Annotated in this window: 13 protein-coding genes; 8 read left to right on the plus strand and 5 right to left on the minus strand. The window is 71.1% G+C overall.

Going from position 1 to position 11,938, the window contains the following annotated elements:
- Positions 1-10: 10 nt before the first annotated feature.
- Together AC1ROW_RS02990 and AC1ROW_RS02995 are read right to left on the minus strand one after the other, a co-directional pair.
- Positions 11-424, minus strand: a complete 414-nt coding sequence (locus tag AC1ROW_RS02990) for a hypothetical protein (RefSeq protein ID WP_493017371.1) — start codon at positions 422-424, stop codon at positions 11-13.
- Positions 421-1,455 (minus strand): hypothetical protein, encoded by a 1,035-nt coding sequence (locus tag AC1ROW_RS02995; RefSeq protein ID WP_493017372.1) that lies wholly within the window; start codon positions 1,453-1,455, stop codon positions 421-423. The genes AC1ROW_RS02990 and AC1ROW_RS02995 overlap by 4 nt, the downstream gene beginning before the upstream one ends.
- Before the next feature lie 191 nt (positions 1,456-1,646).
- Between AC1ROW_RS02995 and AC1ROW_RS03000 the strand changes: the two genes are divergently transcribed.
- The 7 genes from AC1ROW_RS03000 to AC1ROW_RS03030 are packed head-to-tail and all read left to right on the plus strand — an operon-like array spanning position 1,647 to position 8,892.
- Complete coding sequence (locus AC1ROW_RS03000; protein ID WP_493017373.1) at positions 1,647-2,558, plus strand: ATP-binding cassette domain-containing protein; 912 nt, start codon at positions 1,647-1,649, stop codon at positions 2,556-2,558.
- Positions 2,555-3,406 (plus strand): ABC transporter permease subunit, encoded by an 852-nt coding sequence (locus tag AC1ROW_RS03005; protein WP_493017374.1) that lies wholly within the window; start codon positions 2,555-2,557, stop codon positions 3,404-3,406. Before AC1ROW_RS03000 ends, AC1ROW_RS03005 begins: the two co-directional genes overlap by 4 nt.
- On the plus strand, positions 3,403-4,767 hold the full coding sequence (locus AC1ROW_RS03010; protein ID WP_493017375.1) for a sensor histidine kinase: 1,365 nt from the start codon (positions 3,403-3,405) through the stop codon (positions 4,765-4,767). The genes AC1ROW_RS03005 and AC1ROW_RS03010 overlap by 4 nt, the downstream gene beginning before the upstream one ends.
- Positions 4,764-5,453: a response regulator gene (locus AC1ROW_RS03015; protein WP_493017376.1), complete on the plus strand. Its 690-nt coding sequence runs from the start codon at positions 4,764-4,766 to the stop codon at positions 5,451-5,453. Before AC1ROW_RS03010 ends, AC1ROW_RS03015 begins: the two co-directional genes overlap by 4 nt.
- Before the next feature lie 55 nt (positions 5,454-5,508).
- Entirely contained in the window at positions 5,509-6,798 is a 1,290-nt protein-coding gene (locus AC1ROW_RS03020; protein ID WP_493017377.1) for a mechanosensitive ion channel family protein, read from the plus strand.
- A complete protein-coding gene (locus tag AC1ROW_RS03025) occupies positions 6,798-7,205 on the plus strand; it encodes a globin (protein WP_493017378.1) in 408 nt (135 codons plus the stop codon). The genes AC1ROW_RS03020 and AC1ROW_RS03025 overlap by 1 nt, the downstream gene beginning before the upstream one ends.
- Before the next feature lie 37 nt (positions 7,206-7,242).
- Positions 7,243-8,892: an FAD-binding dehydrogenase gene (locus tag AC1ROW_RS03030; protein ID WP_493017379.1), complete on the plus strand. Its 1,650-nt coding sequence runs from the start codon at positions 7,243-7,245 to the stop codon at positions 8,890-8,892.
- Between the two features lie 24 nt (positions 8,893-8,916).
- Here AC1ROW_RS03030 and AC1ROW_RS03035 read toward each other — a convergent pair whose 3' ends face one another.
- Positions 8,917-9,675, minus strand: a complete 759-nt coding sequence (locus AC1ROW_RS03035) for a DUF8185 domain-containing protein (RefSeq protein WP_493017380.1) — start codon at positions 9,673-9,675, stop codon at positions 8,917-8,919.
- A 39-nt stretch (positions 9,676-9,714) separates the two neighbouring features.
- On the opposite strand from AC1ROW_RS03035, the gene AC1ROW_RS03040 reads away from it, so the two are divergent.
- On the plus strand, positions 9,715-10,599 hold the full coding sequence (locus AC1ROW_RS03040) for an acyl-CoA thioesterase (RefSeq protein WP_493017381.1): 885 nt from the start codon (positions 9,715-9,717) through the stop codon (positions 10,597-10,599).
- Positions 10,600-10,609: 10 nt separating this feature from the next.
- Here the strand turns inward: AC1ROW_RS03040 and AC1ROW_RS03045 are convergent, their stop codons facing one another.
- Positions 10,610-11,302, minus strand: coding sequence for an anti-sigma factor family protein (locus tag AC1ROW_RS03045; RefSeq protein ID WP_493017382.1), 693 nt, complete (start codon positions 11,300-11,302; stop codon positions 10,610-10,612).
- Positions 11,299-11,814, minus strand: coding sequence for a sigma-70 family RNA polymerase sigma factor (locus tag AC1ROW_RS03050; RefSeq protein WP_493017383.1), 516 nt, complete (start codon positions 11,812-11,814; stop codon positions 11,299-11,301). Before AC1ROW_RS03050 ends, AC1ROW_RS03045 begins: the two co-directional genes overlap by 4 nt.
- Between the last annotated feature and the right edge of the window lie 124 nt (positions 11,815-11,938).

Below are 11,938 nucleotides of genomic sequence, written 5' to 3' on the forward strand. Positions count from 1 at the left end.
TTCGTCGGCATCAGTCGGGTGAGGGCGTTGCCGTTCCGTCGACGACCTCCGCGACCCTCCGCCACTCGTCGTCGGTGACGGACGGGTCGAGGAACTCGACCACGAAGCGGTCCGAGCGGAATCCTGACCTGGCCAGGTTGTACGTCTCGGCCTGCGCCATCGTGTAGGTGCTGAACTTCATGATCCGCACTCGCTCCGACTCTGCAGCCCTCTCGCAGCCGAAGCGGCTCGGGCATACCGTATCGGTCACATCTTCGGGCAATTCCAGCGGCGGCAGCAGGTAGGCATCCGAGCCGAACCCGTCGCGTGGATCGAGTATCGCGCGCGCATCGAGGAGGCTGCAGGACGTGAGGGCTAGTGCGCATACGATGCCAAGGCCTACGACGATTGTTGCTCGCTTGCAGATGCGCTCGAAGCTGCTCACTTCCAATTGCAGCCTTGAGCGTTCCACAGCCAGTTCGGGTTAGAAGGCCGCGCCGTCTCGAAGTCCCACCACACCCCGGACATCCACACAGCGTAGCCGAACTGGGCGTGGCACTTGTACTGCTGTTCGATCGTCGCGCTCACCGGTGTGGGCGGGAAGTTGCGCCACTCGGTCCAGCCCTGGTTCTTCACGATCTCGATCCCGACGAGGCCCTGGGTGTACACGGCGGCACCCCACGCCGAAAGATGGGTGGACCAGACGCTTGCGCCGTTGTAGCCGTTGTGGCCGGGCCTGTTCATCCAGTACCCCGCCAGCAGCCCTCCGCCCACCTCCGGATCGGCGACCACCGGATACGCAGTCGACGCGCCATGCTCGACCACCTGGGTCAGCACGCCTCCGTCGACCTCGAAGTGCGTCGGCACGTCCTCTCCGTCGGCGTCCTTGGCCCACGCGGGAAGCACGCCGCCTTGGAACCCGCCGTCCGCGTCCCGGATGACGACCATCCCGCCGTCGAGCTGCTCCAGGTAGCCGCCCGCCGGAAGCGCGATCGTGTAGTCGAAGCGCTTCGGGGCGGAGGCGTTGTCGATGACCGTGGTGATCTGGACACTCCCGTCGTCCTTGACCACGGGCACCGTCGTCGTGCCGTTGCGGTTGTCGTACGAGACGATCCCGTGCGCCTCCACGCTGGCGCGCTCCGCATGCTCGGCGAACGGCAGGCCGATCGAGATCTCGATGCCGACGTGCTCGACGGCGAGGGTCAGGTCGTCGCGGGGATCGGTCGGGATCGCGACGTCGGTCGCGCCGACGCGTTCGTCGATCGCGAACACGCCGTTGTCCCTCGTGGAAACGTCCGCGACGTGGCTGAGCACAGCCGACGTGTCTGACGGTGAACTCCCCGCCCCCTCACTCACGGATGCGAGCGCGTCCATGACATCGCTCACCTCCTCGTCGGCGTAGGCGGGCGAACAGAGTCCCAGGGTCAGCGCTCCCGTCGCGGCAGCGGCGAGGGCGAACTTCGTGCGGTGGTGCATGGTTGTCCAATCGGTCGACGACGTCGTCCCTCGCCAACCTAGGTGCGGACAGGAACACGAATCAACCCATTGCCCCTAATGCATATCACATACACTCGTCTGCGCCTCATGCCCGCGCCCGATCCCCACGACACGCAGGTGGTACTCAGGTTCGATGACGCGGCCCCCTCCGCAGCCCTACTCTCGGAGCCATGATCCAACTCGAACACCTCACCAAGAGGTTCGGCAGCAAGACCGCTGTCGACGACATCACCGCGACCATCCAGCCGGGCAAGGTCACCGGCTTCGTCGGACCGAACGGCGCGGGCAAGTCGACCACGATGCGCATGATCATGGGACTGGACCGCCCGACCCACGGCACCGCGACCATCAACGGCAAGCGCTACGCCGAGCTGCGGTCGCCGCTCGGCGAGGTCGGCGCTCTGCTCGACGCCAAGGCCGTGCACACCGGCCGCACCGCCTACAACCATCTGCTGGCGATGGCCGCCACCCACGGCATCTCCAAGCGCCGCGTCCAGGAGGTCATCGGCCTCACCGGCCTGGAGTCCGTGGCCGGCAAGCGCGTCGGCGCGTTCTCGCTCGGGATGGGCCAGCGTCTGGGGATCGCCGTCGCCATGCTCGGTGATCCCCAGACGCTCATCCTGGACGAACCCGTCAACGGCCTCGACCCGGAGGGCGTGCTCTGGGTGCGCCAGTTCGCCCGGCACCTCGCCGGGCAGGGCCGCACCGTGTTCCTCTCCTCGCACCTGATGAGCGAGATGTCGCAGACGGCGGACCACATCATCGTGCTCGGCCGGGGTCGGATCCTCGCAGACGCCCCCGTCGACCAGATCCTCGCCGCCGCGACGCGCAGCGCGGTCCGCGTCCGCACGCCCGAAGTGGAGCGGCTGGCCAATGCCATCCAGGGCGGCGATGTCACGATCACCGGCGTGGAGGCCCAGCTCATCGAGGTCACCGGGCTCAGCGCCGCACAGATCGGGGACGCCGCCGCCGCGGCGGGCATCGCCCTCCACGAACTCACCCCGCTCAGCGCCTCCCTCGAGGAGGCGTACCTCGAACTCACGCAGGACGAGGTCGAATACCACTCGGAGGTCGCCTCATGAGCACCGCAACCGCACCCGCCACCGGGTACGCCCACGCCGAGGTCGGCCGCCTCAGCTTCTTCCGCGTCCTGCGCTCCGAGTGGATCAAACTGCGTTCGCTGCGCTCGACCTTCTGGACACTGGTCAGCGTCATCGTGCTGGTCGTCGGCTTCGCCGCCCTGCTGAGCTTCTCGATCCCGTCGGCCTCCACCCTGGTCAGCGAGTCCGGTCCACGCGGAGCGACGCTCGACCTGAACAACATCGTCGCGACCGCCGCCACCTTCGGGCTCCGCTTCGCGCAGCTCGTCGTGGCGGTCCTCGGTGTGCTCGTCATCAGCGGCGAGTTCTCGACCGGGATGATCCGCTCGTCGTTCGCCGCCGTCCCGCGCCGCTTCCCGGTGCTGGCGGCCAAGGCGATCATGCTGTTCATCGTGTCGTTCGTCGTCGGTCTGGTGAGCCTTGCCGCTTCCTGGGGCATCGCCATCGGCGTGATGAGCGGCAAGGGCTACCACCGCGAATTCGACCAGAACACGCTCTGGGCCATCCTCGGTGCCGCCCTCTACCTCGGGCTGGTCGCGGTCTTCGCGCTCGGCATCGGGACCATCATCAAGGCGAGCGCCGGTGGCATCTCCGCCGTCGTCGGGGTCTTGTTCCTGCTCCCGATCCTCGTGAGCATCGCCGTCGGCCTGCTCCCGAAGGTGACCTGGCTCGCCGACTGGTCGCACTACCTGATCAGCAACAACGGCGACGGGATGGCCGGCCTCGCGAACGGCTCGCTCGAGCCCTGGCAGAACGTCCTCAGCGTCGCGATCTGGACCGCCGTCTCCTTCGTCGTCGGCGCGATCCTGCTGCAGCGACGGGACGCGTGACCACACCGGTGACCGCAGCCGACGCCGCCCCGGCCGACCTCGAACTCCCGAGGCCGCCCGGGGCGGTGCGGCGCTATTTCAGCGCGCACCCGCTTCTGGTGGACGCCATCGTCGCGGGCGTCTACCTGGTGCCGTCGCTCGCCGAGGGCGTCGTCCACATGGTGCGGAGCCCGAGCCTGGCCGCCGCCATTCAGCTCCTGCTCGTGGTTGTCGCCGGGGCGGCGCTGTTCGCGCGGCGGCTGCATCCGCGGGCGGTGTTCGGGATCGCGATCGTCGTCCTGGTCGTCAGCGTGTTCCTCGGCCGCAACCTCGACTTCGTGCCCGCGGTGTTCGCGCTCTACGCCCTCGCGGTCTACCGCACGGTGCGCTCCGCGTGGATCGGCTACGGCATCGCGGCGGTCGCGACCATCGTCTCCCTCGGCCTCGCGACCATCGTGTCGGAGGTGCCGTCCTTCGCCCCGCTGTCGACGGAGGCCGTGCCGTCCGGCTTCGCCGCGCTCGCGTTCTGCATCGTGGCGGTGCTGATCGGCAGCAACGTCGGCAACCGGCGCCGTTACCTGACCGCGCTGATCGACCGCGCCCGCCAGCTCGCGCGCGAGCGCGACCAGCAGGCCGAGATCGCCACCGCGGCCGAGCGCAGCCGCGTGGCCAGGGAGCTGCACGACATCGTCTCGCACAGCCTGACCGTGATGATCGCCCTCGCCGACGGCTCGGCCGGCCTCGTCGGCACGGCGCCGGAACGCTCGGCCGAGACCATGCGGCTCGTCGCGGAGACCGGGCGCGGCGCCCTCGGCGACATGCGCCGCCTGCTCGGCGTGCTCCGCGCCGGCGACGAGGAGGCCGTGGCGCACGCTCCGCAGCCGGGGCTCGGCGACCTGCGCGAGCTGGTCGAGCGATTCCGCGCGGCCGGCCTCCCGGTGCGGATCACCGTCTCCGGCATCCCGCCCACCGACGTCGGGCAACAGCTCACGGTCTTCCGGGTGGTGCAGGAGGCGCTGACCAACACCCTCCGGCACGCCGCGCTCGCGACGGTGGTCGCCGTGATGATCGAGTTCGGCGAGCGGAACATCCGGATCACCGTGGAGGATGACGCGACGGTGCACACCGGATCGGTGCAGGGCTCGGGCAGCGGACTGCTCGGCCTGCGGGAGCGCGTCGCGCTCTACGGCGGCACACTGGAGGCCGGGCCGCGGCGCGGCGGCGGGTGGCGGCTCGTCGCGGAGTTCGTCCGGGTGGACTCGCCCGGCGCCGACACCACCTCCGCCAGCGGCACGGCCACCACCGACACGACCACGGCCACGGCCACGGCCACGGCCATCACCGACACGACCACCACCGACCCGACCAGGAGACCCGAATGACCGATCCCGGCCCCGTTCAGCAGCCGCTCCACGTCCTGCTCGTCGACGACCAGGCGCTCGTCCGGCTGGGCTTCCGGATGGTGCTGGAGGCCGAGCCCGACCTCCACGTGGTCGGCGAGGCGGCCGACGGCGTCGAGGCCGTCCGGCTCGCCGTCGACACCCGGCCCGATGTGATCCTGATGGACGTGCGGATGCCGAACCTCGACGGCATCGAGGCGACCCGGCGCATCGTCGCGGCGAACCCGGACGCCCGCATCATCATCCTCACCACGTTCGACCTGGACGAGTACGCCTTCGGCGGACTGCGCGCCGGCGCGAGCGGCTTCCTGCTGAAAGACGCCCGCCCCGCCGAGCTGACCGCGGCGATCCGCTCGGTGGCCGCGGGCGACGCCGCGGTCACCGGTCGGGTGACCCGTTCCATGCTGGAGCTCTTCGCCGACCGGCTGCCCGCGACCGGGCCCGACGGGACGGCGGCGGCCGACCCGACCGCCGCGCTCACGCCGCGCGAGCGGGAGATCCTGCTCGCGATGGCCGACGGCCTCACGAACGGCGAGATCGGCGCGAGGTTCTTCCTCACCGAGTCGACGGTCAAGACGCACGTCGGCCGGGTCCTCGCCAAGCTGCAGCTGCGCGACCGGGTGCACGCGGTGATCTTCGCCTACGAGAACGGCCTGGTGGAGAGCTGAGCCGCGCCGCGGATTCCAGAAGACGCCAAGGCAGCTCTCGGTAGGATTCCGTGCGATGAGCATTCTGAAAGCGAACTTCTGGACCTCACTCGGCGACTGGGCCGTCAGCACCGGATGGACCCTGCTCAACGTCCTCTGCATCATCCTCGGCGCCGTCCTGGTGAGCTGGCTGCTGCGCGTGATCATCCGCCGCGTCGTCAAGCAGATCGTCAGCGGCGTCAAGAAAGGGCAGAGCGTCACCGACACGCAGGCCCTCGTCGCCTCGCCGCTCGCGGCGGTGCGCGTCGTGCAGCGCACCCGCACGCTCGGCTCGGTGCTGAGCAACATCGTCAACGTGACCATCGGGATCATCGCCATCGTGATGATCTTCGGCGTGGTCGCCCCGGGCGCCGCCAGCTCGCTCGCCCTCCTCACCGCCGCGATCGGCGCCGGCCTCGGTTTCGGCGCGCAGAACATCGTCAAGGACGTCCTGAACGGCCTCTTCATGGTGATGGAGGACCAGCTCGGTGTCGGCGACGTCGTCGACCTGGGACCGGCGACCGGTGTGGTGGAGGCCGTCGGCATCCGGATCACCCAGGTGCGCGACGTCAACGGCGTGCTCTGGTTCGTCCGCAACGGCGAGATCCTGCGCGTCGGCAACATGTCGCAGGGCTGGTCGCGCGTGATCGTGGACCTCGCCGTCCCCTACGACACCGACATCGAGACCGTGCAGGCCAAAATGATGGAGGCCGCGACCGCGCTCGCGACGAGCCCCAAGTGGCGCTCGCGCATCCTCGACAAGCCGGAGCTCTGGGGGCTGGAGTCGATCTCTGCCGAGGCGATCGTGATCCGGATCGTGCTGAAGACACGCACCACGGCGAAGGATGACGTCTCCCGCGAGCTGCGCCTGCGGTTGAAGGAGGCCACCGACGAGCTCGGCGTGACCCTGCCGTCGCTCTCGGCCGTCGTCCTCACCGGGTTCGACGGCGCGGGCAGCGTCAACGGCGCCAAGCCGCCGCGCACCCGGCCGACGCCCGTCGTCCCGGACCGCCCGCTCACCGGCCGCAAGGCGCGGGCGGCGGCGAAGCGCAGCGCGACCCGCGCGCCCGATCCGGGCGCCATCCGGATCCGGCCGGCGATCGAGACGAGGCCGGATGCGGCGCCCGCGAAGCCGGCCACGTCACGCTCCACCGCGAAGCCGGCCACGCCCACGACGCCGGCCGACCCCACGACGCCGGCTGGCCCCACGACCCCGGCTGGCCCCACGACCCCGGCTGGCGCAGACGCCCCGTCGAAATCCGCCGCCAAGCCGCGCACCCCGAAGCCTCCTGCGCCCCAGCAGCCTCCCGCGGAAGAAGCCGAGTGATGACCACCCTCCCCGTCGGCCCGCCCGTCGGCCCGTCGTTCTTCGAGCAGATCGGCGGCCACGCCACCTTCGTGCGCCTCGTGGACACCTTCTACCGCGGCGTCGCCGGCGACCCGGTGCTCCGCCCGATGTACCCGGAGGAGGACCTAGGCCCGGCTGCCGAACGGCTGACGCTGTTCCTCGAGCAGTACTGGGGTGGCCCGACGACCTACAGCCAGGAGCGCGGGCACCCGCGGCTCCGGATGCGGCACAACCCGTTCAAGGTCAACCCGGACGCGCGCGACCGCTGGCTCGCGCACATGCGCGTGGCGGTCGACGAGCTGGGGCTCCCGCCGCTGCAGGACGAGACGCTCTGGAACTATCTGGAGCGCGCCGCGTTCGCTATGGTCAACACATTCGAGGAGTAGCCCCCGCGCTCACCCGTCGTGCCGAAGGAGCCACGCCATGACCGCTGAACCCGACTGCCTCGTCGTGGGAGCCGGACTCGCCGGCCTGGTCGCCGCGTGCGAGCTGCTCGACGCCGGCAAGACGGTCACGATCCTCGACCAGGAGCCGGCGGCCTCCCTCGGCGGGCAGGCGTTCTGGTCGTTCGGCGGTCTCTTCCTCGTCGACTCCCCCGAGCAGCGCCGGATGGGCGTCACCGACTCGCTCGCCCTCGCCCGCCAGGACTGGTTCGGCAGCGCCGGCTTCGACCGCGCGGAGGACCACTGGCCGAAGCGCTGGGCCGAGGCCTACCTCCAGTTCGCCGCCGGCGAGAAGCGCGCCTGGCTGCACGACAAGGGCGTCCGGTTCTTCCCTATCGTCGGCTGGGCGGAGCGCGGCGACGGCACCGCGGAAGGCCACGGCAACTCGGTGCCGCGCTTCCACGTGACGTGGGGCACCGGTCCCGGCGTGCTCGAGCCGTTCGTCCGCCAGGTGCAGGCCGCCGCGGCGACGGGGACGGCGCGCCTCCTGCACCGCCACAGGGTGGACGAGCTGATCGTGGAGGACGGCCGCGTCGTCGGGGTCCGCGGGGCGGTCCTGAAGCCCGACGCCGCGCGGCGCGGCGCCGCCAGCAACCGCGAGCAGATCTCGGAGTTCGAACTGCGCGCGCCCGCGGTCGTCGTCGCCAGCGGTGGGATCGGCGGCAACCACGACCTGGTCCGCGCGGCCTGGCCGGAACGCCTCGGCACTCCCCCGGACGTCATGCTCTCCGGCGTGCCCGCGCACGTCGACGGCCGGATGCTGGGCATCGCGGAGGCGGCGGGCGCGCACCTGATCAACGGCGACCGGATGTGGCACTACACCGAGGGCATCCAGAACTGGGACCCGATCTGGCAGCGGCACGGCATCCGCATCCTGCCCGGTCCCTCGTCGCTGTGGCTGGACGCGCGCGGCGACCGGCTGCCCGCGCCGCTGTTCCCGGGGTTCGACACACTCGGGACGCTGGAGCACCTGCGCAAGGCCGGCTCGGACTACTCCTGGTTCATCCTGACCCAGAAGATCATCGAGAAGGAGTTCGCGCTGTCCGGCAGCGAGCAGAACCCCGACCTGACCGGCAAGGACTTCGGTCTGCTGGCCAAGCGCGTCGCCCCCGGCGCACCCGGACCGGTGGAGGCGTTCAAGGAGAAGGGCGCGGACTTCGTGGTCGCCGACACCCTGGACGAGCTCCTCGCCGGGATGCAGCGGCTGTCGGAGGTGCCACTCGACGCCGAGCTGGTCATCCGGCACGTGCGCGAGCGCGACCGGCAGCTCGACAACCCGTTCGGCAAAGACCTCCAGCTCGCCGCGGTCCGCGGCGCCCGCGCCTACCGCGGGGACAAACTCATCCGGGTGGCGTCGCCGCACAAGCTCACCGACCCGAAAGCCGGGCCCATGATCGCCGTCAAGCTGCACATCCTCACCCGCAAGAGCCTCGGCGGCATCGAGACGGACCTCGACGGCCGGGTACTCGGCGCCGACGGCGCCCCGGTGCCGGGGCTCTACGCGGCGGGCGAGGCGAGCGGCTTCGGCGGCGGCGGCGTGCACGGCTACCGGGCGCTGGAGGGGACGTTCCTCGGCGGCTGCCTGTTCTCCGGGCGGCAGGCGGGGCGCGCGGTGGCGCGGGCCGTCTAGCCGCGCAGACGCAGCCGCCCAGACTCAGCCCCGCAGACTCCACGACTGACGGCGGATGAGCGTGTGCCCGCGCCGCGTGGTCAGCCGCGTCCAGGGTCCGGTCTCCAGGATGCTGACCGGCTCGCCCGCGGCCAGGAAGCCGAGGCTCTCCGCCGCGAACGCCGCACCGGCCGGGACGTACTCCAGCCCCTCGATCGGGCGGCCCCAGACCTCGGCGCGGACGCGCTGCACGAGCTGTTCGCCGGTGCCGGTCGGCACGGCCTCCGCGACCTCGGCGATGCCGGCCGCCGCCGTCGCCTGCAGCAGCTCGTAGCTCGTCTCGCCGACCGGACGCCAGCCGCCGCGGGGCGGCGAGATGCCGGCCCAGGTGACCGACGGCGCCTCCATCGGCAACCGTACCTCCAGCGGCGCGCTCTCCACGGCTCCGTCGACAGCGCCGGACTCGTCGCCGTCGCGGCCCTCCTCCTCGACCGCTCCGGTCTCCGAAGCGGCCGCTGCACTCTCGGCGGCCTCCCGGACGCGCGCGAGCCGGTCGAGCAGCGAGCGGATCGGCACGACGACGTCGAACTCCACGTCATGCCCGGTGAGGAAGGTGCGCAGGCCGAGCACCGTCGGCGTCTGATCGAGCAATCCCCTCGGATAGAGGATGGCGGTGTACACGGCGAGCACGCCCGATCCTGCGATCAGGCGCACCGACCCTTCCTCGACGCGGGCGGCGCGCGACAGGTATGTCTGCAGGTCGGCGGCGGCGAGGGTGTCCTGGAGGGAAAACGACTGGCTCATCTGCCCTCTAAGCTACTAGAGACCCCGGACGGAGACACTGTGACAGAGCCCCTGGAATCGCTGCTCACCGCACTCGACCTCACCGACACCGGCGCCCGCACCAGCGAGGACATCTTCACCGGGCCCTCCCAGTGGATGCCGCTGGGCCGCGTGTTCGGCGGCCAGGTGCTCGCGCAGTCCATCGTCGCGGCGACCCGCACGGTCGCGGACGACCGCAGCATCCACTCCATGCACGGGTACTTCCTGCGTCCGGGCGACGTCAACTACCCGATCACCTTCTCGGTCGACCGCATCCACGACGGGCGCTCCTTCTCCACCCGGCGCACGCAGGCGTACCAGAACGGGCTGCCGATCCTGTCGATGATCGCCTCGTTCCAGGACGACGACGAGGGCCTTGAGCACCAGGTGGACATGCCCGCCGGCCTGCCCGACCCGGAGTCGCTGCCCAACTCGGCGGCGACGCTCGAGGAGGTCGAGCACCCGGTCGCGCAGTACTGGGCGAGCAAGCGCCCCTTCGACATGCGGCACGTGCCGTCGCCGATCTACCTGTCGGTCGACGGCGCGCACGTCGCCCACCAGGCGGTCTGGTTCCGCTCGATCGGCGACCTCCCGGACGACCCGGCCCTGCACCGCGCCGCTCTGGCTTACGCGAGTGACTACACGATCATGGAGTCGGTCATGCGCCGGCACGGCGTCGCCTGGGCGACCCCCGGCCTGAAAGCCGCGAGCCTCGACCACGCGATGTGGTGGCACCGGCCGGCCCGGGTGGACGAGTGGCTGCTGTACACGCAGGAGTCGCCCTCTGCGAACGGCGGCCGCGGGCTGGCACTCGGCCGGATCTTCAGCCGCGACGGGCGCCTGGTCGCGAGCGTGGCACAGGAGGCGACCATCCGGGTTCCGGACGCGGCGAAGCTGCGCGACTGACCGCTCACCGTCAGCCGAACGTGCTGCGCAGAAGCACGGTCCCGTTGTCCGCCGCACGGATGTCGATCGCGGCGATGTCGGACAGCGGCACGCTCGTCGTCGCGGCGGGCTCGACCACCGTTCCTTCGGCGGCCGTCCAGGTCGAGATCTGGGTCTGGTGGCCCGACTTGTCCGTGACGACCATGGCGTACGTCCAGCTGCGTCCGCCGTCCTCGCCGCCGACCTTCGCGTAGGCGCAGCGCGAGTCGATCCGCGTGCCCCACGGCTCCGACGTCAGGTGCAGGTCGGCGGACAGTGCGCTCGGCTCGACCTGCTCCATGGCGACGCTGGTCCCCGCGGGCGTTCCGGGCTCGAGTGCCGGGACGGCGATCGCGATGGCCCCCACGAGCACGGCCGCCGCCGCAGCGGCGAGACCGCCCACCAGCCAGCGCGACCGCCGCCTGCGCCGCCGGGCGGCGTCCAGCAGCGACGGCAGCACCTCAGCGCCGAGCCCGGCGTCCTCCGGCGCCTCCTCGTCGAGCAGGGCGAACGCCTGCTCCCGGGGCACCCTGCCGAGCAGCCCCGGCATGCCGGCGAGCTCGGCGACCGCCGCCGAGCAGCGCCCGCACTCGCGCAGGTGCTCCTCGTACTCCTTGCGCTCGGCCGGAGCGAGGGCGCCGAGGACGTACGCGGCGTCCCAGGTGGCGAACTCGTCGTGGTTCATCGCTCCGTCACCCCTCTCTCCTGCAGCGCCAGCCGCATCGCCCGGAGGCCGTAGTGCAGCCGCGACTTGACGGTGCCTTCCGGGATGTCCAGCTCCCGGGAGATCTCCGCGATGGATCTGCCGCCGTAGTACGCGTGGACGATGACGGCACGGTGCTCGTCCGAGAGCTCGGCAAGCGCGTCCGAGACGAGCCACGCGTCCAGGACGGCGTCGGCGCCGTCGTCCGGCGACGAGGGCCGCTCCGGGAGGGTGTCGGTGCCGAATTCGTGCTGCGAATGCGCGCTCCGCTTGTCGTCGATGACGATATTGCGGGCGACGGTGAACAGCCAGGCGCGCGCCGACTGCTGGGTCTGATCCAGCACCGCGGGCTTGCGCCAGGCGCGCAGCAGGGTCTCCTGCACCACGTCGTCGGCCATCGCCCGGTCGCCGGTGAGGTGGACGACGTAACGCCAGATCGCTTGCGCGTGCTGGTCGTGCAACTCCCGCAGCAGTCGCGCGTCCTCATCCGGCATGGTCACCTCCTGCACTAACCACGGAGACGGCGATGGAAAAGTTCAGAACTCCACGTGCTGACCGGCGCCCACACCCTCCCGTGCCTAACCTAGGAGAAAGCACCACCGACCGGGAGGATCCACG

It is taken from the genome of Leifsonia sp. GW821-FHT13C09 (genome assembly GCF_058806435.1).

What these genes read in the sequence shown, in the direction of transcription:
- AC1ROW_RS02995 (WP_493017372.1), bottom strand. Translation starts at nt 1,455, where the DNA reads ATGCACCACCGCACGAAGTTCGCCCTCGCCGCTGCCGCGACGGGAGCG.
- AC1ROW_RS03000 (WP_493017373.1), top strand. Translation starts at nt 1,647, where the DNA reads ATGATCCAACTCGAACACCTCACCAAGAGGTTCGGCAGCAAGACCGCT.
- AC1ROW_RS03005 (WP_493017374.1), top strand. Translation starts at nt 2,555, where the DNA reads ATGAGCACCGCAACCGCACCCGCCACCGGGTACGCCCACGCCGAGGTC.
- AC1ROW_RS03015 (WP_493017376.1), top strand. Translation starts at nt 4,764, where the DNA reads ATGACCGATCCCGGCCCCGTTCAGCAGCCGCTCCACGTCCTGCTCGTC.
- AC1ROW_RS03020 (WP_493017377.1), top strand. Translation starts at nt 5,509, where the DNA reads ATGAGCATTCTGAAAGCGAACTTCTGGACCTCACTCGGCGACTGGGCC.
- AC1ROW_RS03025 (WP_493017378.1), top strand. Translation starts at nt 6,798, where the DNA reads ATGACCACCCTCCCCGTCGGCCCGCCCGTCGGCCCGTCGTTCTTCGAG.
- AC1ROW_RS03030 (WP_493017379.1), top strand. Translation starts at nt 7,243, where the DNA reads ATGACCGCTGAACCCGACTGCCTCGTCGTGGGAGCCGGACTCGCCGGC.
- AC1ROW_RS03035 (WP_493017380.1), bottom strand. Translation starts at nt 9,675, where the DNA reads ATGAGCCAGTCGTTTTCCCTCCAGGACACCCTCGCCGCCGCCGACCTG.
- AC1ROW_RS03045 (WP_493017382.1), bottom strand. Translation starts at nt 11,302, where the DNA reads ATGAACCACGACGAGTTCGCCACCTGGGACGCCGCGTACGTCCTCGGC.
- AC1ROW_RS03050 (WP_493017383.1), bottom strand. Translation starts at nt 11,814, where the DNA reads ATGCCGGATGAGGACGCGCGACTGCTGCGGGAGTTGCACGACCAGCAC.